17 protein-coding genes are annotated in these 26,272 nt (G+C 71.7%); 7 read left to right on the top strand and 10 right to left on the bottom strand.

Annotated features, from left to right (window positions below):
- Positions 1 to 188: 188 nt before the first annotated feature.
- From DFR74_RS09415 to DFR74_RS09405, 3 genes are all read left to right on the top strand, one after another.
- Positions 189 to 1,865, top strand: coding sequence for a fumarate hydratase (locus tag DFR74_RS09415; protein WP_067514288.1), 1,677 nt, complete (start codon positions 189 to 191; stop codon positions 1,863 to 1,865).
- Between the two features lie 138 nt (positions 1,866 to 2,003).
- On the top strand, positions 2,004 to 2,399 hold the full coding sequence (locus DFR74_RS09410; RefSeq protein ID WP_067514289.1) for a hypothetical protein: 396 nt from the start codon (positions 2,004 to 2,006) through the stop codon (positions 2,397 to 2,399).
- Between the two features lie 808 nt (positions 2,400 to 3,207).
- A complete protein-coding gene (locus DFR74_RS09405) occupies positions 3,208 to 3,720 on the top strand; it encodes a M15 family metallopeptidase (protein ID WP_407675048.1) in 513 nt (170 codons plus the stop codon).
- A gap of 402 nt (positions 3,721 to 4,122) precedes the next feature.
- Here the strand turns inward: DFR74_RS09405 and DFR74_RS09400 are convergent, their stop codons facing one another.
- The 6 genes from DFR74_RS09400 to DFR74_RS09375 all read right to left on the bottom strand — a co-directional run bounded on the left by DFR74_RS09400 (position 4,123) and on the right by DFR74_RS09375 (position 14,892).
- On the bottom strand, positions 4,123 to 4,347 hold the full coding sequence (locus tag DFR74_RS09400; RefSeq protein ID WP_067514294.1) for a DUF2283 domain-containing protein: 225 nt from the start codon (positions 4,345 to 4,347) through the stop codon (positions 4,123 to 4,125).
- 498 nt (positions 4,348 to 4,845) lie between these two features.
- Entirely contained in the window at positions 4,846 to 6,168 is a 1,323-nt protein-coding gene (locus DFR74_RS09395) for an MFS transporter (protein WP_067514290.1), read from the bottom strand.
- A 214-nt stretch (positions 6,169 to 6,382) separates the two neighbouring features.
- Entirely contained in the window at positions 6,383 to 10,600 is a 4,218-nt protein-coding gene (locus DFR74_RS09390; protein ID WP_113975022.1) for a TIGR02680 family protein, read from the bottom strand.
- Between the two features lie 2 nt (positions 10,601 to 10,602).
- A complete protein-coding gene (locus tag DFR74_RS09385) occupies positions 10,603 to 12,003 on the bottom strand; it encodes a TIGR02678 family protein (RefSeq protein WP_067512280.1) in 1,401 nt (466 codons plus the stop codon).
- Positions 12,003 to 13,598, bottom strand: a complete 1,596-nt coding sequence (locus DFR74_RS09380; RefSeq protein ID WP_084537996.1) for a TIGR02677 family protein — start codon at positions 13,596 to 13,598, stop codon at positions 12,003 to 12,005. Before DFR74_RS09380 ends, DFR74_RS09385 begins: the two co-directional genes overlap by 1 nt.
- A 154-nt stretch (positions 13,599 to 13,752) precedes the next feature.
- On the bottom strand, positions 13,753 to 14,892 hold the full coding sequence (locus DFR74_RS09375) for a hypothetical protein (RefSeq protein WP_067512276.1): 1,140 nt from the start codon (positions 14,890 to 14,892) through the stop codon (positions 13,753 to 13,755).
- Positions 14,893 to 15,221: 329 nt separating this feature from the next.
- On the opposite strand from DFR74_RS09375, the gene DFR74_RS09370 reads away from it, so the two are divergent.
- The gene (locus tag DFR74_RS09370; RefSeq protein WP_067512274.1) at positions 15,222 to 15,563 is read left to right on the top strand and encodes a hypothetical protein; all 342 of its coding nucleotides are present in this window, start codon (positions 15,222 to 15,224) and stop codon (positions 15,561 to 15,563) included.
- Positions 15,564 to 15,816: 253 nt separating this feature from the next.
- Here DFR74_RS09370 and DFR74_RS09365 read toward each other — a convergent pair whose 3' ends face one another.
- Positions 15,817 to 16,704 carry a PAC2 family protein gene (locus DFR74_RS09365; protein WP_067512256.1) on the bottom strand — a complete coding sequence of 296 codons (888 nt, stop codon included), beginning with the start codon at positions 16,702 to 16,704 and terminating at the stop codon, positions 15,817 to 15,819.
- A gap of 407 nt (positions 16,705 to 17,111) precedes the next feature.
- Between DFR74_RS09365 and metH the strand changes: the two genes are divergently transcribed.
- The 3 genes from metH (at position 17,112) to DFR74_RS09350 (ending at position 23,524) form a co-directional block, all read left to right on the top strand.
- Entirely contained in the window at positions 17,112 to 20,705 is a 3,594-nt protein-coding gene (gene metH, locus DFR74_RS09360; RefSeq protein WP_067512254.1) for a methionine synthase, read from the top strand.
- A 392-nt stretch (positions 20,706 to 21,097) separates the two neighbouring features.
- The gene (locus DFR74_RS09355; RefSeq protein ID WP_067512252.1) at positions 21,098 to 22,768 is read left to right on the top strand and encodes a serine/threonine-protein kinase; all 1,671 of its coding nucleotides are present in this window, start codon (positions 21,098 to 21,100) and stop codon (positions 22,766 to 22,768) included.
- Between the two features lie 84 nt (positions 22,769 to 22,852).
- Positions 22,853 to 23,524 carry an HAD family hydrolase gene (locus tag DFR74_RS09350; RefSeq protein WP_324191903.1) on the top strand — a complete coding sequence of 224 codons (672 nt, stop codon included), beginning with the start codon at positions 22,853 to 22,855 and terminating at the stop codon, positions 23,522 to 23,524.
- Positions 23,525 to 23,530: 6 nt separating this feature from the next.
- Here DFR74_RS09350 and DFR74_RS09345 read toward each other — a convergent pair whose 3' ends face one another.
- From DFR74_RS09345 to DFR74_RS09335, 3 genes are all read right to left on the bottom strand, one after another.
- The gene (locus DFR74_RS09345) at positions 23,531 to 23,767 is read right to left on the bottom strand and encodes a hypothetical protein (protein ID WP_067512249.1); all 237 of its coding nucleotides are present in this window, start codon (positions 23,765 to 23,767) and stop codon (positions 23,531 to 23,533) included.
- 272 nt (positions 23,768 to 24,039) lie between these two features.
- Entirely contained in the window at positions 24,040 to 25,767 is a 1,728-nt protein-coding gene (locus DFR74_RS09340; RefSeq protein WP_067512247.1) for a SulP family inorganic anion transporter, read from the bottom strand.
- Positions 25,764 to 26,075, bottom strand: a complete 312-nt coding sequence (locus DFR74_RS09335) for a hypothetical protein (RefSeq protein WP_067512246.1) — start codon at positions 26,073 to 26,075, stop codon at positions 25,764 to 25,766. The genes DFR74_RS09340 and DFR74_RS09335 overlap by 4 nt, the downstream gene beginning before the upstream one ends.
- Positions 26,076 to 26,272 lie beyond the last annotated feature (197 nt).

Genomic DNA, 26,272 nt, shown 5'->3' with positions numbered 1-26,272 from the left:
TTAACACCGCCGGGTTGAACGTGCAACCTTTCCGGTCCCCATCGGCTGGATAGGGTTGCCTAACCGATCGCGCTCCCGACCGGCCTGGATAGGCTCCCTCCTGCTCGTGACCAGCCCGGTTCGGCTCAGCCCCCACGCCGACCGCAGGCTCCGTCGCGCCCCAGCCCGACCTCGAAGGAGAGCGATCCGTGACCGCCCCGGAATTCCGCTATTCAGACCTGCTGCCGATCGGCGCCGACGACACCCCGTACCGGCTGCTCACCACCGAGGGCGTCAGCACCTTCGAGGTCGACGGACGCACCTTCCTGCGGGTCGAACCCGAGACGCTGCGGCTGCTCACCGCCGAGGCGATGCACGACATCAGCCACTACCTGCGCCCCGCGCACCTGGCCCAGCTGCGCAAGATCATCGACGACCCCGAGTCCTCCGGCAACGACCGGTTCGTCGCGCTGGACCTGCTCAAGAACGTGAACATCTCCGCGGGCGGCATCCTGCCCATGTGCCAGGACACCGGCACCGCCATCGTGATGGGCAAGAAGTCCGAGGGCGTGCTCACCGGCGCCGACGATGCCGAATGGATCAGCCGGGGCGTGTTCGACGCCTACACGAAGCTGAACCTGCGCTACTCGCAGCTGGCGCCGATCACCATGTGGGACGAGAGGAACACCGGCACCAACCTGCCCGCGCAGATCGAGCTGTACTCCACGCCGGGCGATCCCGCGCAGCCGTCCTACAAGTTCCTGTTCATGGCCAAGGGCGGCGGTTCGGCCAACAAGTCGTTCCTGTACCAGGAGACCAAGGCGGTACTGAACCCCACCCGCATGCTGGAGTTCCTGGACGAGAAGATCCGCTCGCTCGGCACCGCGGCCTGCCCGCCCTACCATCTGGCGGTCGTGATCGGCGGCACCAGCGCCGAGTTCGCGCTCAAGACGGCGAAATACGCCTCGGCGCACTACCTGGACAACCTGCCCACCGAGGGGTCGCTCGCCGCGCACGCCTTCCGCGATGTCGAACTCGAGGAAGAGGTGTTCAAGCTCACCCAGTCGTTCGGGATCGGCGCGCAGTTCGGCGGCAAGTACTTCTGCCACGACGTGCGCGTGGTGCGCCTGCCCCGCCACGGCGCCAGCTGCCCGGTCGCGGTCGCGGTGTCCTGCTCGGCCGACCGGCAGGCGCTGGCCAAGATCACCCCCGAAGGCGTGTTCCTGGAGCAGCTCGAGCGCGAGCCCGCGCAGTACCTGCCCGAGCAGACCGACGCCATCCTCGGCGGCGACGTGGTGCAGATCGATCTGAACCGCCCGATGTCGGAGATCCGGGCGGAACTGTCGAAATACCCTGTTAAGACCCGTCTTTCGCTGACCGGGCCACTGGTCGTGGCGCGCGACATCGCGCACGCCAAGATCAAGGAGCGCCTCGACGCGGGCGAGCCGATGCCGGAGTACCTGCGCGAGATGGCCGTCTACTACGCGGGGCCCGCCAAGACGCCCGACGGATACGCTTCCGGTTCGTTCGGCCCCACCACGGCGGGGCGCATGGACTCCTACGTCGACCAGTTCCAGGCGGCGGGCGGCTCGTTCGTCATGCTGGCCAAGGGCAACCGCTCCGCCCAGGTCACCCGGGCGTGCCAGGAGCACGGCGGCTTCTACCTCGGCTCCATCGGCGGGCCCGCCGCGCGGCTGGCGCTGGACTGCATCAAGTCCGTCGAGGTGCTCGAGTACCCCGAACTGGGCATGGAGGCGGTCTGGAAGATCGAGGTGGAGGACTTCCCGGCGTTCATCGTGGTGGACGACAAGGGCAACGACTTCTTCGCCGAGACGCAGAAGCCGATCGCGCTGCGGGTGCGCACCCGCTCCACAGAGCGCGTCTGAGCGCCCGCCGCGCCGGTGCGGGCACGGGTGCGGACACCGCGTTGTCACCCTGTTCGCCGCAGCGGCGCGGGCATCCGCCGGTGCACCCTGGTCGGGGTAGGTCGTACTGGTTTCGATGCGAGGAGGGCGAGCAAGGTGATGACCACGTCGTTTCGCGTCTCGGAATCGGCCGGGCGACGCCTCGTCGCGCGCGCCGCACAGGAAGGAACCAGCTCCACCGCACTGCTCAACCGATTGATCCGGGAGGGGGTCGACCAGTTGGAACACCCGGGGATCGTGTTCCGCGGGCCGATCACCGACCGGCGGGCCGCCCTGGCGGCCGGGCCCGAGGTGTGGGAAGTCGTGGCCCGGCTGCTGGAGCTCGACGGTCCGGTGGAACGCCGGATCGCCGTGCTGAGCAGCCGCTGTGATCTGCGCGCGCCGACCATCCGCACCGCGCTCGCGTACGCGCGGGCGCACGGTGCGGAGATCGGTGCGCGGATCGGGCGGAATCGTCAAGTGGCCGAGGCGATTCGGCGGGGCGAGCCGGTGTGAGCGGGTGAACGCGCGGGTGCACGGGGGCGCCGAGGCCGGGTGAAGGTCTCGGCGTCGTCGTGTGAATGGGGGCGAAAAGTAGTGGGGGAGAGGTGTTTCGGGGGTTTCGGCGTGGACTGTTCGGGTCTGCCGGTGTGATCGTGGCCGTGGCTCGGGCGTGATGGGGCGGTGGGGTGGTTGCCGGTGCGCGGGGCGTGGTTCGGTGCGTGCATTCCAAGCGGGTAGTGGCTGTCGCCGGCGTGGGTGTCGTCTATTTCCGGCCGTGGTGGTGTGTGGTTCCCGCGTGGGTTGCGTCCTGGTGGGCGCGCGGGTGGTGGTTCGTCCGTAGAGCGGTCGCGGGTCGGAGTCGAGAAGCTACGCGATTGCTGTGCCGATCCTCGAAGGTCGTGCGGGCCCGTCGGATTCACGCTTGAATGTGATGTCCATCACTTTATTGCCCGCACTTCGGCGTGTCTCCGCAGCACCTGCCTGGCCGGACTGGTCGGTATCGTCCGCTCCTGCTTGGGGATTGGTAGCCCGGTGTGTCCCGCTGTGATCCACAGCACTGGATAACTATGTGGACAACGTCCGTTCCTGTGGACATTCCTGCCGTCCGGCAAGGGTTTTCGGCCATCGAAGCGCCCAAACCGCCCGAATCGCCCGCTCCGGCACCGTCACTCGTCCCCAATTCATCCACAGCCGATGTGTATAACCAGTGGTCGCGAGGGTCTGGGGGCGGCCGGAGCGCCCGCGGGCCTGTGGATATCGGGCGGCGGTTCCGCCCGGGTCGTGTCGGGGCGGGCGCGGTGCGCGCCGCTACGATGGCGCGATGGCGCAGACGACGGTGCGGTGCGGAACGCGGATGGTGATCGGGGCGCTGGCGTTTGCCGCGCCGGTGCTGATGGCGGTGCCGGTGGCGCAGGCCGCGCCCGGCCCGCAGTGGGCGGTGGTCGGATCGGCCGAGGGCACCGAGGGATTGGACCCGGCGCTCACCGTGGCCTACACCCTCGCCGAGAACGCCGCCCACGTCGAGGGTGTCCCGCTCTACATCAACTCCGGCCACCGCACCCACGCCGAACAGCAGGCCCTCTGGGACCAAGGCCTCGCGACCTACGGCAGCCCCGAGGAAGCCCGCCGCTGGGTCCTGCCGCCGGAGGAATCCACCCACGTCACGGGCCGCGCCATCGACGTCGGCCCCCAGGAGGGCGCACTCTGGTTGGAGCGCAACGGAAATCGCTGGGGCCTGTGCCGCACCTTCCTCAACGAGTGGTGGCATTTCGAGCTGGCCACCCTCCCCGGCACTCCCTGCCCACCCATGCTCCCCGACGCCGGCCACCGGTAGGCGGATACGTCCGGTAATCCGCGAAGGTCGAAGGCGCCGAGCCACTTCCGCCCTCCGATGAGCGGCATGGCGGGTCGGCGAGGAGCCACAGGACTGGCCACCGGGACGGGCAGATCGTCGGCGATGACGTTGTCGTCGGCGCCTCTACCGCGGGTCGCGGCGCGCCGCACTCGACGGCTCGGTCGGCATATTCGTCGACGCTCTGCTGCCGCGCAGTGGGACCGACGACGTCGAACCGTGCACCGAGCTGCGTTGGTCGCGGCCGTGACCGGGGATGGTCACGGAGGAGACGCACGGCAGGCCGGCACCGGCACCGCAGGGTCGGCCGAGCCCGACCGGGCTCCGTGTTCCAGGCGCGCCGCTCGGATACGCACTCGACGGCGCATCGCGCGCGACGGTGGGTTACGTCCGGGCCGGCGGTTCGGCCCGCCCCAAGACCTCGGCCGGAACCAGCCGCTGTGCTCCCAACACCTCGAGGCCGAGCAGGGTGCCCGAGGAGTTGAAGTCGAGCACCACCGTGCCGCCCGCGACCGGGGTGACCACCTGCCGGGTGGCCTCGCCGGGGGCGATGGCGTCGGCGATGGTGAAATAGGCGGCGTCGGCAGCCGGATCGTAGGTCACACGCATCATCCACACCTTTCGTCCCTCGACGCCCGTCGAACTTCCCCGGTGAGCCCTCCACGGTAGACCGGTAACGCCGATGTCGCCCCGCGTACCGCGAGAACGCCGGGAACACGCAGGTAGCCGCCGTGTGCGCGCGTGGCGCAGGGTGTAGGGGCCGGGCCCGATGGACTCGCCTCGGCCCGGTCACGGTGGAGCTGTGCTGCGGGGTCCCGGTAGCGCGGTGCTGCCGTGCCGCCTGGTGGAGGTAGCGCCGTGCTGTCCTGTCGCCCGGCCGAAGTTGCGCCTCGCTGTCCGTCGCGGCAACCGCCCCCGTCGCCGGTCGCTCTGCCGGGCCGCGGCGCTGCTGCCTGGGTGGCCGTGCTGCTTTGGCGCCCCCTGTCGGTCGCCCCGCTGCCGCGGCACTCGCGGCATGCGTCTCGGCGACCACACTCGTGGTGCGCGGACCGGGCGACCGCGAGTTGCGGGACGGCCGTGTCGCTCGGGATCGAGGCGGCGAGGGCGTCAGCGCGCGTCGACCAGCTCCGGTGCCACGCTGGACTTCGCCCGGCGGGGCAGGGCCCAGTACAGGGCGTAGGTGCAGGCCAGGCTCATGGCGCAGATGCCGATCGCGTAGAGGGTGACGGGGGTGGAGCTGGCGCCGGTGGTCCAGAGGGCGGTGGCGATCAGCGGGGCGAAGCCGCCGCCGAGCATGACGGAGAACTGGACGATGAGGGAGGTGCCGGAGTAGCGGACGGCGGGCGGGAAGAGGTCGGCGATGATGATGCCGCCCACGCTGTGGCTGACCGGCAGCGCCAGGCCCATGCCGAACAGGGCCAGGATCGCCACCACCGGCGAGCCGGTGTCGAGCAGCGGGAAGTACAGCGCGCACCACAGCAGCAGGACCGCGGTGCCCGCGAGGAACACGCGGTGGGTGCCGAACCGGTCGCCGAGCGAACCCCACAGCGGCATGGTGGCGCACCACAGCACCGACCCCGCGATCACGCCGCCGAGCAGGAAGTCGCGATCGAACCCGAGCGAGGACGTGCCGTAGGTGAGGGTGAACGCCATGAACAGGTACACCACGGCCGAGGTCGCGGTGGCCGCCCCGAGGATCAACAGCAGCCGCGCCGGACCCACCCGCAACGCGTCGCGCAGCGGGAACTTCGACACCTCCCCGCGCCGCACCAGATCGGCGTACGCGTCGGATTCGGTGACGGCCAGCCGCACCGCCACCCCCACCGCGACCAGGATCACGCTGAGCAGGAACGGGATTCGCCACCCCCACGACTGGAACGCGTCCTCGGACAGCAGCGCGCTGGTGCCGAGGAATACGGCGTTGGCCAGCACCACCCCGGCCGGCGTCCCCATCTGCGGGAAGCTCGCGTACCGGTTGAGCCGTCCGCGGGGTGCGTGCTCCACGGCGAGCACGGTCGCGCCCGCCCCCTCGCCGCCGAGTCCGATGCCCTGCACCAACCGCAACGCCACCAGCAGCACCGGCGCCCAGAACCCGATGGCGTCGTAGTTCGGCAGCAAGCCGATGAGCGTGGACCCGACGCCCATCAGGATCAGCGAGACCACCAGCGTGTTGCGCCGTCCGAGCCGGTCGCCGAAGTGCCCGAACAGCAGCCCGCCGACGGGCCGCGCGCCGAACCCGACGGCGAACGTCGCGAACGAGGCGAGGGTCCCGGCCGCCGGACTCAGCTCGGGGAAGAACTGGGTGCGGAAGATGAGCGCGGCGGCGGTGCCGTAGAGCATGAAGTCGTACCACTCCAGCGTGGTGCCGACCAGGGTGGCGGCGGCGACCTTGCGGTGGACGGCGGTGGTGCGGGGTACTGCGGTGGTCACGCGAATCCGTTCGGGTCAAAGGGTGTTCGATACTGCATGGGCTGAAGCTGCGCTACGGCCTCCGGGCTCGTCCGGGTCGTGCTGTGTTCCATTGGGCCTGTCCTGGGAGCCTTCGTGGCGACGCTGCGCTGCGGACTCGTCGGGTCGGGCGGTGGTCGTCGAGCCTGCTCCGTGGCGACGCTGCACTACCACTTTCGGGTCTGACCGGGACAGGCTATACGGCCGCGGGCGCGCCCGGCATGTCGTCGAGGGTGAGCCCGCCCTCGATGCCCACGGGCACGCGGCGGCGGTTGGGGGACCCGAGCGCGGCGGTCAGGTCCGACCCGTCGTGCTCGGCGAGCAGATCCCCGGTGTCCCACACCAGCAGCGTCGCGCTGACGGTGTTCTCGGCGGTGGAGTGCGCCAGGTCGTAGTGCGCGCAGCCCGGCACGTGCGGGTAGGTGATCCACAGGTCGTAGCCGGTCATGAACAGGTCGAGGTCGAATTGCACGCTCAGGCTGAGCAATTCGCTGCGCCCGTTGTCGTCCACGCCGGCGAACGCCTCGTCCAGCGCGAGCAGGCGCGGGGCCTGCGGGTCGGCCGAATCGAGCATCACGTGCGCGGCCGCGAACAGCGGCAGGTGCAGCGACACCGACTGCTCGCCGCCCGACAGCGCGCTGTGCCGGGCCACCGTGAGCTTGTCCTCGCTGCCGTCGCCGGAGATGAGGGTGAAGGAGAACACCCGCCAGGTGCGGTAATCCAGTGTGGCGGCGAGGATTTCGGGATAGGAGCGCTCCGGGTGCGCGGCGCGGGCGGCACGGATCTCGGCGGCGAAGTGGGCGCGGATGGCGGCCAGATCCTCCGGCGCGAGCGCCGACGCGTCGCGGTCGAGGTGTTTGCACACCGCGCGCGCCGCGTCGGACAGGTGGTCGGCCAGCACCCAGTGCACGCCGATGGTGTTGCCCGAGGACATGCGCCGCTGCTTCATCTCCGCGCCCATTTTGGCGATGAGTTCGCGGGCGTCGCCGGTGCGTTCGTGGATCTGCTGGGCCAGGCCGGTGAGCAGCGCATCCTCCAGGATGCGCCGTTCGGCGTCGGTGAGCAGCTGTTCCTGGTCGTGGCGGGCCCGGTCGACGCGGTCGGCGAAATCGGCCAGCGCGGCGGCGCCGTGCTCGTCGTGCACCTGGACGACGGTGAGCCCGTCGGCGGCGTCCCACTGCAACCGGTAGTCGCGTCCGGAGGCGGACAGGGCCGCGTCGAACTCCTGGAGCGCGGCGGTGACCGCGCTGCGAGTGGACTTGCGGGCCGCCTCCCCCGCGCGCACGGAAGACGTTGCGGTGTCGAGGCTTTCGAAGAGATGGGCGACCTCGTCGGGCAGCACCTGCGGCGTCTGCTCCGGCCCGGCCTGTGCGATCCGGTACAGCAGCTGCTCGGGGGTCGACCACGCCGCTTCGCCCGCAGGCCACCGGCATTCGGTGTCGGCGCCCAGCAGCGAGAGCAGGTCCGGGCGCGCGTACGGGGCCAGGCCGCGCACGTCGGCGAGCACTTCGGTGAGCGCGGTGCCGAGCGACTCGTGCGCGGTGCGGTAGGCGGCCTCCGCGTCGCCGACGGCCTCGATGGCCTGGTTCGCGGCCTTGCGCGCCGCCTTCTGCTCGGCGCGGGCGGCCTCGATGCGCTGGCGGGCCTGCTCGAGTTCGTGGTCGATATCGGCGGCGCTCGCACCCAGGGCCTCGCGCAGCGTCTCGAGCTTGCGCAGCTGTTCCTCGTAGCCGGCGCGGGCGGCCTCGGCCTCTTCGGCGAAGGCTTCGGCCAGGTCGCGGGCCTCGTCGTGGCGGTCGGCGCCCTCGCGCTCGCGTTCGCGTTCCCGGTCGTGCTCGGCGCGCAGCCGCAGCAGCCCGGTGCCGGTGGTCTCGAAATGACGGATGGCGGCGGCGAGCGCGTCGAGCTCCCGGGGATCGCGCGGCGCCCGGTGCGCGACGGCGGCGGCCCGCAGCTTCTTCTCGAGGGCGGCCACCTCGGTCACCGCTTGATCGAGATCCTTCTCGGCCTGGGCGGCGGCCTCGGCGCGCGAGCGCATGAGCCCGGCGGTCTCGGAGACGGCGCGCAGCGCGGCGGTCACGGCGGTGGGGCGGGGGAGCGCCTTCGCGGCGGCGGTCAGGGCCGCGAGCCGGGACGCGGCCTCGGCCTCGGCCGCGCGCGCGGTCGCGAGTTCGGCCTCGGCCTCCTCGACCGCCGCGTCGAGTTCCGCGAGCCGCAGCGCGCGGCGGCGGGAACGCGCTGTCGCGCCGATGAATTCGGCGTCGGGTTTGGTGTGGCGGCCGAGCAGGACGCCGTGCCGGAAGCTTCCGGATGTGTCGACGGCGGCGTCGGATTTCGTGGAGCCGGTGGCGAACCCGGTGGAATCGGCGAGCGCGATGGAGGCGAGGACGTCGGACACGGTCTGCCGGGGGACGCTGAGATCGTCGGTGTCGTCCTCGATCACCAGGACGTCGGCGAGGGTCCGACCGGCCGGACGCCGATCCGCCGGAAGGGGGACCAGGTAGATGTCCGCATCGTCGGCCGGCGTCGCGCCGTCGGGGCACACCCAGGCGTCGAGCAGATTCGCCGCCTCCAGGGCCGCTTCGATGCCGGCGGCGTCCTCGGCGGGTACCTCATCGGCGAAACGCACGAGCCGCCACAGCGGTGCGCCGGGCCGGTCCGCGCGATCGGCACGCGCCGCCGGCACCTTCGGCGCGTCATCGCGCTGGGCGCGCACCCGGGCTCGTTCGGCGGTGAGTTCCGCGATGCGTTCGGCGGTCGCGGCGGCGCGCGCCTTCGCCTCGAGCCGGCCCTGGCGGATCTCGTCCAGCAGCGGTTCGCTGCGCTCGGCCAGCACCTCGGCCGCACCCGCCGCGTCGTCCGAACCGACGTGCGCCAGTGCGGAATCCAGCGCGTCGTACAACTGGGAGCCGAATGCGCCGTAGTGCTCGCGGTGGGTCTCCCACCAGGTGCGCAAGGCGGCGGCGGTCTCGGTGCGGGCCAGGGTGACCGCGGCCTCCGCGTGCGCCACCTCGGCCGCCGCCGACTCGCGGGACTGCCCGGCGCGCTCGGTGAGCCGTTCGGCCCTGGTGCGCTCGGCGAGGGCGGAATCCATGAGCACCAGCGCTTTTCGCACGGCGCGCACATCGGCGTCGCGCTCCTCGGCGCGGGCCCGCACGGTCGCGGTGAGCTGGTCGCCGCGCGCGTCCTCGGGCGGCGCGGTCCAGGTGATGCCCGCTTCCTCGGCGGCGCGGCGCAATTCCTCCTCGCCGCGCGCCAGCGCCTCGGCGGCGGCGCGGACCGCGGTGCGGGCGCGTTCGGCCTCCTCGGCGCGCTGGTCGAGGGTCTGGCGGGCCTTGAGCGCCTTGTCGGCGTGCACGGCGGCCGAGGTCTCCAGCCTGCGCACCGCGTCGGCCAGGTCGTCGAGCTGCTGTTTGCCCTCGTAAGCGCTGGAGCGCTGGAGGGTTTCGCGATCGGTGAGGGCCTGTTCGTAAGCGCGGTCGGCGTCCTCGGCGCGCTCCTCGGCGGCCGTGCGCTCCGCCTCGCGCCGCGCGCGCAGCGCCTTGGCGGCGAACAGCGCCGTGCTGGCGTGGGTTACCGCGTCCAGACGCCCCCGCACCTGCTCCACATCCGTCTTCGCCTGCACGGCAAGGTATTTGCGATACACCCCCACGAACGCGCGGGTGGCGGTGTCGGCGTGGACGAGACCTTCGAGGGTGCGCCCGACCTCCTCCATATCGCTGAACGAGCGCGCCGCGTCCAGGATCAGCTGCTCGTCCAGCGGGCGCAGACCGTCGGTGAGCGCCTGCGAGAGCCCGCGCGGGTCCAGGTTCTTGGCCAGCTGCGGGCGGCGCAGCGTGAGGATCAGGTTGATGAGCTGGTCGTAGCGCTGCACGCCCAGGCCGAACATGCGCGCGTCGATCGCGGCGCGGTACTCGACCGGCCGGTCCACGATGGAGTCGGTGCCGATCTGCTCGGCCAGCTGCTTGCGGGTGAGCGGGCGGTCGTCGGGGCCGATGAGCGAGAAGTCCACGCCCACACGGCCATCCGCGACGAAGTACCAGCGGGTGACCTTGTCCGAGGACCGTGTGGCGCGCATGCCGATGCCGACGGTCACCACCTCGGGGTCGGCCCAGCGGCCGCGCGCGAACTCCATCCACACGTACGAGTACGCCGACTCCTGTTTGCGGTACAGCAGATTCGACTTCATGGTGCGCTCCTCGCCCGCGAACGGGTTGAGGCGGCGCGGCTCGATCCGCCCGTCCAGCACGAACGGGAACAGCACCTCGAGGGCCTTGGTCTTGCCGGAACCGTTGGGGCCGCGCAGCACCAGCCTGCCGTCGGCGAAGCAGAACTCCTGATCGCGGTAGTCCCACAGGTTGACGATCCCGGCGCGGGTGGGCAGGAAGCGCACTCCGCCGTGGATGACCGACATGTTCAGTTCCCTTCCGTCCCGGTGCTCGCCGCGACGGTGTCGGCGGCGGTGACGAACAGTTCCTCGGCCCGTTTGGTGCGCACCGTGACCACCGCGCCCCGGTAGCGCGCCAGCGCGGGCAGCACCAGCAGGCCGTCCTCGACCGGCGCGACCAGGCGCAGCCGCGCCAGCAGCGCGGTCACCTCGGCGGTCAGTCCCGGCACGTCGGCCTGCCACTGCGCGGCGAACGTGACGCCGTAGCGGTCGGTGAGCGCGCGCACGGTCTCGCGCACCCACGCCGCGGTGACGAACGGGTAGTCGGCGGGCGGGGTTTCGGGCTCGGCCTCCGGAAGATCTTCCGCCGCAACGGTTTCGGTGAACGGCAGGTCGGCCATCGCGGTGAAGACGGTGGATTCGGGGATGGCGTCGTCCAACTGCGCGGCCAGCGCCACATCGGGCTCCGGCCCGCGCGGACGGCGGGGGAGCGGGTTGTCGATATCGAGCACCACGTCGGCGATCTCGCCCGCCAGCAGCAGCGCGACCTGCGCGAGCGTGCCCGTGCCGGGGAACCGCACGTCGGAGAGGCGGCCCGAGGTGTCGATGAGCGCGACGCCCTCCGCGCGGCGTTCGGCCCGCAGGCCCGTGAACATCTCCACCTCGGCGACGAGCTTGTCCTGGGAGAGCGCGGTCCGCTCGCCGGGCGCCAGATCCTCGGCGTAGACGACGGGCCGCTCCACCAGCGCCCGCCGCACCCGCCGGGCGTTCTCGGCGGCGATGACGGCCGGTTGCGCGCTCGGCGGGACCTCTTCGGCGAGCAGGCCCCGCACGCTGTGCAGGTGTTGCAGCGCGCGCGGCGGGCGGAACAGCGCGAACACCACCGGGCGGTCGATGTCGTAGAGCGCTTCGCCCGCGTCGGGATCGGCGGCCCAGCCGCCCGCGTCGCCGTCGGCGAGGGTGAGCGCGCCGCGCGCGGCCAGCCAGCCCACCGCGTCCACGAACGCGTCCCGGTCGACGGCGCGGTCGGGCGCGAGTTCCAGGCCCTCGACGCGGCCGGTGTAGGCGGCGACCTGGTCGGCCAGCTCCGACAGCGTGATCTGATCGCCCGCGCGGCCCAGCGCGGCCAGCGCCAGCGCGAGGTAGGCGTAGCGGCGGCGGTCGAACACGCGGTCGTTCACGGTGCGGGCGGGCTTGCCGCCGTCGAGCCGGTCGGTCACCGGGAACAGGCGGGCGGTGATCTCGGTGACCTCGAGGCGGTAGCCGAACAACTCGGCCAGGTCCTCGCGCAGTTCGGTGGCCCAGCGGCGCACCAGCGGCAGCGCGATCCGGTCCGGGTAGGTGCGGGTGATCAGGTGGTTGGCGAGCACCACGCGGGCGGCGCGCTGATAGTTGTCCAGCGCCAGGGAGTCGATGCGGCGCGCGTGAATCATGCCGTCCCCCTCGCTGATCCGCTCTTCTTCCCCGACCGCGTCGGCCGCACCTCGAGTTTGCGGTTGTTCAGGTGCAGCAACCCGCGGGAGGTGCGCACCACGGTGGGGCCCGCGTGCTCCGACACGGTCAGGGTGACGCCGCTGTCGGTGCCGGTGGTCCCCGCCACGCGCCCGCTCACCGGCACCCACGCCGTGGACGCGGCGTCGAGCAGGCGCAGCAGCACCTCGGTCTCGCGGTCGTCGAGTTCGCGCTCGTGCACGTCGGCCGAGGCCAGCGAGCGCGCCGCCTCCGCCCTGGCGCGCTGGGCGGCCAGCTGGTTCTCGCGCAGCCTGCGGATACCGGCGTCGTTGCGTTGAATGCGGCCGGGCGCGCCCGCCGAAGGCGGACGGCCGGTCTCGGCGAGCGTGCGCGAGATCTCCAGCGGCGGCGCCTCCCACCACGACCGCACCGCGGGCACGATATCGGCGTCCGGATGCTCCATGGCGAGGTGGCGCGGCCTGCCCAGCCCGAACACCGCGTCGAACAGAGCGTGCGCGCTCTCGGCGGTGGGCGCGGCGGTGAACCAGCCGGCCAGGTGCCGCAGCGCCGACTCGCGGCTCACCCCGCCGCGGCGCGTCTCGGTGACCCGCCGCAGCAGCGAGAGCACCGCCGCGATCGCGCTCATGGTGGCCTCGCGCAGGCGATCGGCCTCGGTGGATTCGGCCTCCACCGCGACGAACCAGGTGCGCAGGCCGTGCCAGCGCGCCCGCCAATCCGCCTCCCGCTCCGCCGGACTCAGCAGCACCCGCTCGTCGCAGCTCGCCGCGCGGGCCAGCAACTCGTCCACGCCGGTGGCCTCGATCTCGGTGATCGCGGAGGCCAGGCGCGGGGCGAAACGCGCCAGATCCATGCTGAATTCGCGCATGTGCGCCAGCAGCGCGTCCTTGTGCGCGAGGAACGACTCGGGGGTGATCTCGGTGGTGCGCACCAGATCGCCCAGGGAGAGGTAGAAATGCGCGGCGCGCGCGGCCATGTCGGTGAGGGCGGCGTCGAGCCTGCGCAGCGTGCGGTAGACGCGTTCGGCGTCGCCCGCGCGGTTCACCTCGGCGAGGGTGTGCAGATCGGCCAGCAGTTCGGGCAGCACCAACCGGGACAGCGACGCCTCGTCCAGCCGCGCCTCCAGCACCCCGGCCACCGCGCGATAGGCCTGGAAACCGGCCTGCGAGAACTGATAGACGTAATGCCGGTTCCGGTACTCGGCCAGCGTCGCGGCGCGGGTGCCGTCGTAGCTGCGCTCCAGCACGCCCCAGCGGTGCAGCTGGTCGAGCAGCGGGCCTATCTCGGCCGCGCTGAGCGGTTCGGTGTCGGCGCGGTGGAACAACCCGATCTGCGGCGCGCCCGGCTCCTCGTCGGCGGTGACGACACCCTCGGCGACGCGCGCCCGCCCGCCGTGGCGGCGGATCCACTCCGCGACGTCGTCGGCGTGCAGCAGCACCACGTACGCGGCCCGCGCGCTGTCGAAGGCGCGCAGCACCCACAGGTAGTCGGCACGCCGCTCGGCCGTGGCGAACGAGAACAGCCGCAGCCGGTCGTCCCACGGCGCGGCGTCCATGCCCGGCGGGCCGTCATCGGAGTCGGTCACCGGGAACAGGGTAGTAGCGGGCAGGTCGCCGTGGTCGTGCCCGGGGCGCGTTCGGCGTGGCCGTGTCCGGTTTGCCGATCATTCGCCCACGTCCGGAACGGGACCCGCGCCCGCGCGGCCCCGCTCACTCGACGGACAGCGCGCGCAGCTGATCCAGGTACGAGCGGGTGCGCGGATCGCCGGGGTAGCGCTCGATGATCTCGCGGGCCGTCTCGCCCGCGATCCACATCAGCGACGGCAGCGACCGGCGCTTGCCCTCGAAGGCGCGCATGCCCTCGTCGATGGCCCGTTCCAGATCGCGGTCGCGCACCGCCACCACCGCCAGCGTGAGGTGCGCCTCCGACACCCGCATCGGGTTGCGGATCGTGCCGTCGGGCCGGGTGGAGCTCCGGATGACCTCGCGGGCGAAGGCTTCCGCGAGCTTGTCCTGGCCCGCCACGCGGCAGGTGTCCATCGCGTAGAAGTCGAACTTGCTCGCGTCGACCACGAAGTGATTGTCCAGATTGGCCGGATGCTCGAGTCGCTCCAAGATCGCCCGGCCCTGCGCCAGCGCCTTCTCGACCTCGGCCTGATCGCCCAGCCTGGCCCACGCCTTGGCCCGCTGCGCCGCCAGCTGCACCCCTACGCCGATATGTCGGGTGTCCTCCGGTGCGGTATCGGCCGCCTCCACAGCACCCTTGTAGTTACCTTGGGTGAGCGCGAACCAGGCGGCCATCTCCGCGGCCCAGCCGGTGATCTCGGGGTGGTCGGCCTCCTGGCCCAGCGACCACGCCGCGCGGCGTGTCGCCTCCGCCGAGGTGCGCCGCCCCAGGTCGTAGTCGACACACCCGACCAGCAGCGCCACCCAGCCCGCCAGCACCAGGATCTCGCGGTGCTGGGCCAGCGTGAGGCGGGCGTCGAGCAGCGAGGTGATGCGGCGCAGCCACGCCGTGCCCTCGGCGTGCAGCTCGTACGGATCGGCGAACGGATACTCGCAGCACAGGCGCTCGGCGGTGATGCGCACGGCGTCCAAAGTGCTTGCGGAGACGTCCGACATGCGCAGACGGCCGATGAACTCGAGGGTGTCCATCCCCGTCGCGGAGAGCAGTTCGTCGTCCCGGTTGGGGCGCGATTTGGGGAAGAACGCCGCCGTCACCGTGTCGAACGCGGCCGCGATGATGGGCGCGTAGAAGTCGTCCGGCCGGGATTCGCCCGACTCCCACCGCCGCCAGTTGCGCAGCAGCGTGGAGTCGGTGGGTAGGTTGTGCGCGGACTTCGCGCGCATGACGCGGACGGCATCGGCCTGGGACCACCCCCTCGCGTCGCGTTCAGAGCGCATGCGGACTGCCCAGACGGGTCGATCGTCTCCTCCGGCCACGGTTGTAGTATCGCACCAGTTAACGTTCGGTGGCCCGAATAGGGCACCAAGATGTCAGTGGGTTGACATCTGCATTCGCAACATGGCGTCGACGATTCTGGAAGAGGGAGCGGCCCGGTTGCCCACTTGCAGATGTAAGTACATTTGTAAGAGCACCGGCGTTTCCGAGATGTGGCAGTTAGCTCGTTCCAGCAATTCAACCCCGCGCCGACGCGGGGATGAGCCAGGAGGTTCGGGTGGAAGCGTTGATCTATGGATACGTGCGTGACGACCTGGCCGAGGGCCGGAGCGCGGAGCTCGAGGACGCGATGTGCACCCTCGCCCGCAGCGAAGGACTCTGCTTCGCCGCCACCTTCCATGAATCGACAGGGGGAGACGGCACGGCGTTCGCCGAGCTGACCCAGGAGTTGCGGCGCGCCGATGCCCACCATGTCGTGGTGCCGTCGCTCGATCACTTCGCGGGACAGACGATTCCGCGCGACATCCTCATCGCGAAGCTGGCTCAGGACGCGGCGGCGCAGGTGTGGACGGTGGAGGACGTCGAGGCGGCCGCGCAGCGGGTCCGGCGGCCCGCGTAGGTCCACCGCGATCCCGGCCGCCGCACGCCGGCGGTCCGATCGCGATGGCGCACGCGCGGTGACGCCGGTTCGGTGTCACCCACGGGCATGGTGCCGCGGGTAGATGCCGGCGCGGTGTCCGGGCGCGCCGGGACAGGGCGCGGCCCGGATCGCCCGTGGCGCAACGGTTTTCAGGGACGAGAGTTCCGGGACACGACGGCGGTTCGCACCGACCGGAGCTCCATTGCCGCCGTGCCTCGCGGTGTCCGAGGGCCTACAGACCGCCGAAGCTGCCCGGACCGCGCCTGCGCAGGTAGCGCTCGAACTCGGCCGCGATGGCGTCGCCATCGATCTTGGCCATGGCCTCGTTGACATCGGTCGCCGCGTCGCCGCGCTCCTCGAGCGAGCGCACGTACTCGGTGATCTCCTCGTCGCCGACGGTCATCTCGTTCACCGCGGCCTCCCACTCCTCGGCCTGCTTGGGCAACTCGCCGAGCGGGACCTCGATGTCGAGCACGTCCTCCACGCGGTGCAGCAGCGCGATCGTGGCCTTCGGGTTCGGCGGCTGCGACACGTAGTGCGGGACCGCCGCCCAGAACGACACCGCGGGCACGCCGGCCTTCACGCACTGGTCCTGGAGCACGCCGGTGATGCCGGTCGGGCCCTCGTACCTGGTCTGTTCCAGGTTGAAGCGCTCCGCGGCCTCTTTGCTGTAGGCGGAACCGGTGACCGGGACGGGACGCGTGTGCGGCGTGTCGGCGAGCAGCGCGCCGAGGATGACCACCGTCTGCACGCCCAGCTGTTCGATGAATTCCAGCAGGTCGGCGCAGAAGCTGCGCCAGCGCATGTTCGGCTCGATCCCGCGCAGCAGCACCACGTCGCGCTCGCTGCCCGGGGGCGAGCACACCGACAGCATGGTGGCGGGCCACTGGATCTCGCGGGTCACGCCGTCCACCTGGCGCACGGTGGGCCGATTCACCTGATAGTCGTAGTAATCCTCGGAATCGAGCTCCGCCAGCGGCTCGGCATCCCAGATGAGTTCCAGATGCTCCACCGCGCCACTGGCCGCGTCACCCGCATCGTTCCAGCCCTCGAAGGCCGCGACCAGCACCGGTTCCCGCAACGTCGGCAGTTCCGAATCGGGAGTTTCACTGGGGTTCACCCGGTCAGCCTACGGCGTGGAACCCGGTATCGGCGCGCCAGGGCGCGCCGTGTTCCGGGCCGGGGTGGTCCCCGCGTGACCCGTCCGACCGGTCCGTACGGGCGGCGGATCGCGCGGTCCACAGCCCGCCACCGACACGCGGGGGACGCACGTTCTCGCGACCTGGCGACCGCTCGGCCACCGCCGGGGTGCGCACCGATCCGGCCCGCGCGTGCCTGACCGACGCCCGGTCGCCCGCGGTGGCCGCGGCCGCGCAGCGGTACCGCCGGATCGCCCGCCCCGGCGGAGCGCGCCCCCGGCGTCCGTCCGGCAAACGTGGTCGCGGGGTGTGTGGTGTGGGGCACGCTCACCGGAGGGGGAAGGATGCTGTTGGTTTCGTGTCGCCGTCGGCCTTTACGCTTGTACGCATGTCTGTGTCCGATCGCGCGTTCGATACCTCGCTTCTCGACACGCTTCAGCGGCGTGTCGTCATCGGCGACGGGGCGATGGGCACCATGTTGCAGGCCGCGGATCTGACGCTCGACGATTTCCGCGGCCTGGAGGGCTGCAACGAGATCCTCAACGAGACCAGGCCCGACGTGCTGCGCGCCATCCACCGCGCCTACTACGAGGCAGGCGCCGACGCCGTCGAGACCAACACCTTCGGCTGCAACCTGCCCAACCTCGCCGACTACGACATCGCCGACCGCATCCGCGACCTGTCCGAGCGCGGCACCCGCCTGGCCCGCGAGGTGGCCGACGAGATGGGCCCCGCAGAGGACGGCACCCCGCGCTACGTCCTGGGCTCGATGGGCCCCGGCACCAAGCTGCCCACGCTGGGTCACGCCCCCTACACCGTGCTGCGCGACGCCTACACCGAGGCCGCGCTGGGCATGCTGGACGCGGGCGCCGACGCGATCCTGGTGGAGACCTGCCAGGACCTGCTCCAGGTGAAGGCCGCCGTCACCGGCAGCAGACGCGCGATGGAGCGGGCGGGCCGGCGCATCCCGATCATCACCCACGTCACCGTGGAGACCACCGGCACCATGCTGGTGGGCAGCGAGATCGGCGCCGCGCTGGCCGCGCTCGAGCCGCTCGGCATCGACATGATCGGCCTGAACTGCGCCACCGGCCCCGACGAGATGAGCGAGCACCTGCGCCACCTCTCCCGCCACGCGCGCATCCCGGTGTCGGTGATGCCGAACGCCGGCCTGCCCGTGCTCGGCGCCCACGGCGCCGAATACCCGCTCACCCCCGAGGAATTGGCGGTCGCGCTGCGCGGGTTCGTCTCCGAGTTCGGGCTCGCGCTGGTGGGCGGCTGCTGCGGCACCACCCCCGAGCACATCCGGCAGGTGCGCGACGCGGTCCGCGAGGTGGAGCCCACGCTCCCGCCGCTGGACGACCGCCGCGCCCCCGTGCACGAGCCGAGCGTGTCGAGCATGTACACGGCGGTGCCCTTCGAACAGGACGCCTCGGTCCTGATGATCGGCGAGCGCACGAACGCCAACGGCTCCAAGGCTTTCCGCGAGGCGATGCTGGCCGAGGACTGGCAGAAGTGCCTCGACATCGCCAAGGACCAGACCCGCGACGGCGCCCACATGCTCGACCTGTGCGTCGACTACGTCGGCCGCGACGGCGCGAAGGACATGGAGGCCCTGGCCAGCCGCCTGGCCACCGCGTCCACCCTGCCGATCATGCTGGACTCCACCGAAACCCCGGTGCTGCGCGCGGGCCTGGAGCACCTGGGCGGGCGCTGCGCGGTGAACTCGGTGAACTACGAGGACGGCGACGGCCCGGACTCGCGCTTCCAGCAGACCATGGCCCTGGTCGCCGAGCACGGCGCCGCCGTGGTCGCCCTGACCATCGACGAGGAGGGCCAGGCCCGCACCGCCGAGAAGAAGGTCGAGATCGCCGAACGCCTCATCGCCGACATCACCGGCAACTGGGGTCTGGCCGAATCCGACATCATCATCGACACGCTGACCTTCACCCTGGGCACCGGCCAGGAGGAGTCGCGCCGCGACGGCATCGAGACCATCGAGGCGATCCGCGAACTCAAGCGCCGCCACCCCGACGTGCAGACCACCCTGGGCCTGTCCAACATCTCCTTCGGCCTGAATCCGGCCGCGCGCCAGGTGTTGAACTCGGTGTTCATGCACGAGTGCGTGCAGGCCGGGCTGGATTCGGCGATCGTGCACGCCTCGAAGATCCTGCCCATGGCGCGGATCCCCGACGAACAGCGCGAGACCGCCCTGGACCTGGTCTACGACCGCCGCACCGAGGACTACGACCCGCTCCAGAAGCTGATGCAGCTGTTCGAGGGCGTGTCGGCTTCGTCGTCGAAGGCCTCGCGCGCCGAGGAACTGGCCGCGCTGCCGCTGTTCGAGCGCCTGGAGCGCCGCATCGTCGACGGCGAGAAGGCCGGTATGGAGGCCGATCTCGACGCCGCCATGGCCGAGGTGCCGCCGCTGCGGATCATCAACGAGACGCTGCTGTCCGGCATGAAAACCGTTGGCGAACTGTTCGGTTCGGGCCAGATGCAGCTGCCGTTCGTGCTCCAGTCCGCCGAGGTGATGAAATCCGCCGTCGCCTACCTGGAACCGCACATGGAGGCCACCGACGATTCCGGCAAGGGCCGGATCGTGCTGGCCACCGTCAAGGGCGACGTGCACGACATCGGCAAGAACCTGGTCGACATCATCCTGTCGAACAATGGCTACGAAGTGGTGAATCTCGGGATCAAACAACCGATCTCGACCATCCTGGACGCCGCCGTGGACAAGAAGGCCGACGTGATCGGCATGTCCGGACTGCTGGTGAAGTCGACCGTGGTGATGAAGGAGAACCTGGAGGAGCTCAACGCCAAGGGCGTGGCCGACCAGTTCCCCGTGCTGCTCGGCGGCGCCGCGCTGACCCGCGCCTACGTGGAGAACGACCTCACCGAGGTCTACGAGGGCGATGTGCACTACGCCCGCGACGCGTTCGAGGGCCTGCGCCTGATGGATGACATCATGAGCCGCAAGCGCGGCGGCGGTCCCGACCCGGACAGCCCCGAGGCCGTCGCGGAGCGAGAGAAGGCCGCCGAACGCAAAGCGCGCCACGAGCGTTCGCGGCGCATCGCGGAGAAGCGCAAGGCCGCCGAGGTCCCCGTGGTGGTGCCGGAGCGCTCCGATGTGGCCGCCGACCTGCCCGTGCCGGTGCCGCCGTTCTGGGGCACCCGCGTGGTGAAAGGCCTGGCGCTGCACGAGTATTCGGGCCTGCTCGACGAGCGCGCCCTGTTCCTGGGGCAGTGGGGCCTGCGGGGCCGGCGCGGCGGCGACGGCCCCAGCTACGAGGAACTGGTGGAGACCGAGGGCCGCCCGCGCCTGCGCGCCTGGCTGGACCGGCTGTCCACCGAGGGCGTGCTCCAGCACGCCGCCGTGGTGTACGGGTACTTCCCGGCCGTGTCCGAGGGCGACGACGTGATCGTGCTGACCGAACCCACGCCCGACGCGCCCGAGCGCTACCGGTTCACCTTCCCGCGCCAGCAGCGCGACCGGTTCCTCTGCATCGCCGACTTCCTCCGCTCGCGCGCGCTGGCCCGCGAGACCGGGCAGGTCGACGTGCTGCCGTTCCAGCTGGTCACCATGGGCCAGCCGATCGCCGATTTCGCCAACGAACTGTTCGCCGCCGACAACTACCGCGACTACCTCGAGGTGCACGGCATCGGCGTGCAGCTCACCGAGGCGCTGGCCGAGTACTGGCACCGCCGCATCCGCGAGGAACTCACCCTCGAGGGACACGCGATCGCCGAGACCGATCCCGACGACGTGCTCGACTATTTCAAGCTCGGCTACCGGGGCGCGCGCTACTCCTTCGGCTACGGCGCCTGCCCCGACCTGGAGGACCGCGCCAAGCTGGTGGACCTGCTCGAGGCCGACCGCCTCGGCGTCGTGCTCTCGGAGGAGTTGCAGCTGCACCCCGAGCAGTCCACGGATGCCTTCGTGCTGCTGCACCCGGAGGCGAAGTACTTCAACGCCTGACCGGCGGTGTGATGGTGCTCACCGTGGGTGCGAAAGTCCGCGCCGCGCCGCCGGTTCGGCGCGCACGGTGCCGCTGACCTGCTGTTCGAGGTGGAATGCGCTGGTGCCGAGGAGAAGTCGCGAGGATATCCGGTACCGCTCGGCACACCATTCTCACCCGCGCGTTTCACCTGGTCGACCGACCGGTCCGCGTGGGGTCGTGCGCGCGGGTGGCTCTGTGTCGGTTGGGTGTGCCATTGTCGAGGGGTTGCAACTGCATCCGGAGCAGTCGGCGGATGCCGTTCGTCCCTGCTTCGGGTGCAATGTACTTCGGCGCGAAGGATTTTCGGGGCCCTCCGGGAACCCCGCGCCGGGTGCTGTTGGCTCGCGGGTAGCAGGAGGGGCACGACCACATGACGTCGGACCGGTTGATCGCTGGACGGTATCGGCTCGCGGATCCGATCGGCACCGGCGCGATGGGCGTGGTGTGGCGGGGCACCGACGTGCGCCTGCGCCGCACGGTCGCCGTCAAACAGTTGCTGCTGGCGCCCGGACTCTCGCGCGAGCAGGCCCTCGAATCGAAGCTGCGCGCCATGCGCGAGGGGCGCATCGCCGCCCGGCTGCACCACCCCAACGCCATCACCGTCTTCGATGTCGCCGAGGAAGACGGCCAGCCGTGGCTGGTCATGGAGTACCTGAACGCGCCGAGCCTGGCCGCGAAACTGTCGGGCAAGCGCACGCTGCCGCCGCTCGAGGTGGCCAGGATCGGCGCGCAGGCCGCGGCCGCGCTGGCCGCCGCCCACGACGCGGGCATCATGCACCGCGACGTGAAACCGGCCAACCTGCTGGTGGCCGACGACGGCACGGTCAAGATCACCGACTTCGGCATCTCGCGCGCGGTCGGCGACGTCACCGTGACGGCCACGGGATTCCTCGCGGGCACACCCGCCTACCTGGCGCCGGAGATCGCGCGCGGCGAGAACCCCGAACCCGCCTCCGACGTGTTCGCCCTCGGGTCCACGCTCTACGCGGCGGTGGAGGGCTCGCCGCCGTTCGGCGAGGGCGACAACCCGCTGGCCGTGCTGCACGCGGTCGCCCGCGGGGACGTGCCCGAACCGCGCAACGCCGGACCGCTCGCGCCCGTGCTCATGCACCTGCTCGCCGCCGGTATCGACGCGCGCCCGACCATGCGGGAGGCCGCGGAGGCGCTGGGAGCCGTTGCGGCGGGCCGCGTTCCGAAGCTGGCCGCCGCGCCCGTCTCCACCAAGATGCTGCCCGCGCCGGGCGCCGACGCCACCACGGTGCTCGCCGCACCGGGGCAGGCGAGCGCGGCGAACGCCGACGCGGCCACCACCTTCGTCCCCGCGCCCGTCGCGGCGGTGCCGCCACCGGCACAGGGTGGCGGCACGTTGCCCGGCGGCACGAACCCGCCGAGGCCCAGCCGGACGACAGTGGCCGTGGTCGCGGCGGCCGCGCTCGTGGTGATCCTGGCGGGGGCCGTGGCGCTGGCGAGTCGCGGGGGCGACGGCGAGCAGACCGCCGCGCCGCCCGCGACGACCGGCCAGGCGCAGCAGCCTGCCGAGTCCGGGGACCCCGGCACGCCCACGGTGGTTCCGTTGCCGCAGGGCGGGGGAGAGGCCGCGCCGCCACCGGTCACCGTCCCGACGACGACGCCCGAGCCCACCTCGGCCGCACCGAGCCCCACGACCACCACCGAGCCGACCCCGACCTCCACCACGAGTACGAGCACGACGGTCTCCGCCACGCCGTTCGGACCGCCGCCCGCCGACCGGGTGGCCGGCTTCATCCAGGGCTACTACGGCATGCTGCCCGGCAACGTCTCGGGCGCGTGGTCGCAGCTCGCGCCCGGCTACCAGGCGCAGACCGGCGGATACGCGCAGTACGCGTCGTTCTGGTCGACGATCCGCGCGGTGCGGGTGGAGGCCATCAGCCCGAGCGGCGAGGGCGCCGCCACGGTGACGCTCACCTATGTGAAGTCCAACGGTTCGGTGGAGAGCGAGAACCGCTGGGTGCAGGTCCGGCAGGAGGGCGGGCGGATGGTGATCACGGCCTCCGGGCTGTGATCTGGCCCGCGCGAGTGGCCCGCCGCTCACCTCGCTGACTACGGTGGGGACGGCCGAGGTGGACGACGAACGGAGCAGCGAACTGTGACAGCGCGACTCGCCGCGGTGCTGTGGGACATGGACGGGACGCTGCTGGACTCGGAGAAGCTGTGGGATGTCGCGGTCCGCGAACTCGCCGTGGAACTCGGCGGCGTGATGACCGACGCGGTGCGCCACGCGCTCATCGGCGCGTCGGGGCCCAACGCGCTGCGCATCCTCTTCGACGGGCTGGGTGTGCCGTCGACCCCCGACGCGCTGCGCGAGGCGGGGGAGTTCCTGGAGCGCCGGGTCAGCGACCTGATGACCGGCCCCATCCCGTGGCGCCCCGGCGCGAAGGACGCGCTGAACCTGGTGCGCGACGCGGGCCTGGCCTGCGCGCTGGTCACCAACACCAAACGCTCGCTCACCGAGTTCGGCCTCGACACCCTCGGCCGCGACTACTTCGACATCTCCGTCTGCGGCGACGAGGTCCCCGAAGGCAAACCGGCGCCCGACCCCTACCTGCGCGCGGCGTCGCTGCTCGGCGTCGACCCGGCGCACTGCGTCGCGGTGGAGGATTCGCCGACCGGGTCGGCCGCCGCGGCGGCCGCGGGCTGCGCGCTCATCGTGGTGCCGTGCGAGATCCCCGTGCCGCCCGCCCCGGGCCGCGTGCACCGCGACTCGCTGGTCGGGTTGACCGTCGCCCACCTGGAAGAGGCGTTGTTCGCGCGGGTCTGACCCGGGTCAGCCCTTCTTGTGGTTATTGCGCGAGGTCTCGTACTCGTAGCGGACGCGTTCCCACAGGCGGCGGGGCATGAGGTCGAAGCAGCCGCCGAGATGTTCGCCGTCGAGGTCGGTGGTGCGACCGTCGGCGTCGACGATCGAGACGACGCGCACGACGCCTTCGTGCACGTACCAGACGGCGGTGGCGCCCTGGGCAGTGGTCGAACGCAGTCGCCCCGCGGGCTGCGTTGTGTCCATGGGTTCTCGGCTCCCGGCGTTCACGGTCGGACATCGGCGTCGGGACCGGGCCTCGGCGCGCCATGCGGACGACCCCGGCCCCTGTGCTCGAACGAACGACACGCGGCAATCCCGAGCGGCGGCGTCGAACCCGATCCCGTGTTGGAACACACTCAGACGATCATCATCCACTACCGGGTGCCGATCGCGTGCGCGACTCCGCGAATCGGTTTCCGACCGGCGCGAATACCCGGCCCGATCCGGCGTGCGGGCCGAAAGGTGTTGCCGCACAGTCAGGCGGGGCCGCGCGGTGGCTCGGGTGGCAGGTCGGCGACGGCGGCGGTGACCGTCGGGTACACCTCGAGCCGGTGGCCGGCTGGAGCGCCCGCGCGCAGGGCGTCGGCGAATTGGCCGATCGGGCGGGCGATGCGCAGGCGGATCCGGCGGCGGGCCAAGGAATCCCGGAGATCGGCGAGCATGCGGGCGGCGCTCACGTCGATGGACGGGGAGGTCTCGGCGTCGAGGACGACCAGGCGGGTCGCGTCGGTGCAGAGGTTCTCGATGGCGTGGCGGACGTAGTCGGCGTTGACGAAGTACAGGCCCGCCTCCACGCGCACGACCACCAGGTCGGGGCGGCGCGGCAGCCCGGGGTGGCGCGCCGCGTCGAGCCAGAGATCGCCGCGCCGGGCCACCTCGGCGACGTGCGGCCGCGACGTGCGATACACCAGCAGCAGGATCGACACGCCGACGCCGATGAGCAGCCCCGGCAGCGTGCCGAACAGCAGCACCCCGGCCAGCGTGACGAGCGCGGCGGTGAAATCGGCGCGTGCCGCCTTGCCGTAGATGCTGCCGAGCCGTTCGGTCCACACCCCGTAGAGCCGGCGCAGCGCGGCGAAATCCACGAGTTCGACGACGGCGGCGATCACCACCGCGGCCAGCGTCGCCTCGGGCAGGTTCTCGAACAGCCCGGTCAGGAACAACAGCGTGAGGATGGTCAGCGCGGCCATCACGAGCCCGCTGACCTGGGTCTTCGCGCCCGCGCCGCCGTTGACGGCGGTCTTGGAGAGGCTGCCGTTCACGATCATGCCCGAGGCGAGTCCGGAGCCGAGATTGGCGGCGCCGAGCCCGAACAGTTCGCGATTGGCGTCGATGGGATAGCCCTCCTTGGCGGCGTAGGCCCTGGCCGCGCCGAGCCCTTCGGCGAACCCGATGAGCACCACCCCGACGGCCGGTCCGAGCAGATCGAGGTAGTCGTGGAAGCCGAGACCGTCCGGCGGGCCGAGCGCGGGAAGTCCCGGTTCGATGTGCCCGACGATCGCGACGCCCCGCTCGTCCAGATCGAACAGCCCGACCACCGCGATACCGAACAGCACCGCGAGCAGCGCGCCGGGCACCAGCGGCAGCCACCGGCGCAGCGCCAGCACGACAGCGAGGCTGACCAGGCCGACGAGCAGTGTGCGCCAGTGTGTTTCGCCGAGCCGGCGCAGCACGCCCCAGGCCTGCCCGAAGAACTCGCCCTCGCTCTTCTCGATGCCGAACAGCTTGGGGACCTGGCCCACGATGATCGTCAGCGCCAGCCCGACGATGAAGCCCTTGAGCACCGGCTCGGAGATGAACGCCGCCACGAACCCGAGCCGAGCCAGCCCGGCCAGCAGGCCCACGATCCCCGTCGCGAGGGCGAGCGCGGTGGACAGCGCGACGTACCGCCCGCCGTCGGCGCCCGCCAGCGGGGTCACGATCGCCGCCGACAGGGCGGCCGTCGCCGACATCGGCCCCACCACCAGGTGCCGGGAGCTGCCCGCGAGCGCGTAGAGGACCAGCGCGGGGATCGCGGCGTAGAGCCCGACGACCGGGGGGACGCCCGCGATCGAGGCGTAGGCGAGCGATTCGGGCACCAGTACCGCCCACACCGTGAGCCCCGCGAACACATCGGGCCGCAACCACGCGCGCCGGTATCCGCGCAGCGAGTCGAAGACCGGCCACGGGCGGGCCGATCCATCGGTCGCGGGCCCCGCCGTCACAGCCCGCCGATGCCTGTGCCGAGGACCACGCTGCCCATCACGAGCAGCACGATCGCCAGGACGGCGTGGCTGTTGTCCTGCCACCGCGTCCGGGCCCGGTCGAGGGTGGGGCGCAACCGGTCGGCGGCCACCGCATAGTCGATCGCGACGTCGACGCCGAGGATGCCCGCCACCCAGCCCGCCGCGAAACCGGAACCGGCGTCCCCGGTGCCGGGCGAGAGGATCATCAGGATCGCGGCGACGATCGGGATCGGCGAGAGCGCCACGCCGACCACGAGGGGGAGCGGCTCTCCGATGACCGGGCCCATCCCGCGACGCTAGAGTTCGCGGCGGGGAGGAGTCGTCACACGTGACGGGTGATTTCGCCGGTGCGGTCGTGTCGTCCGTCGGCGGGGATGTGCGCGTGTGACCCGCGCACGGCGGTGGCTCGGTTGACAGGTGGCGTCGCTTCGACCTGGGCACACGGACCGTGTTCACCGGACGCCGTGTGCGCCACGCTCCCGAC

This window comes from Nocardia puris (assembly GCF_003315035.1).
Classification (GTDB): domain Bacteria; phylum Actinomycetota; class Actinomycetes; order Mycobacteriales; family Mycobacteriaceae; genus Nocardia; species Nocardia puris.
This window is presented reverse-complemented; position numbering and strand designations above follow the sequence as displayed.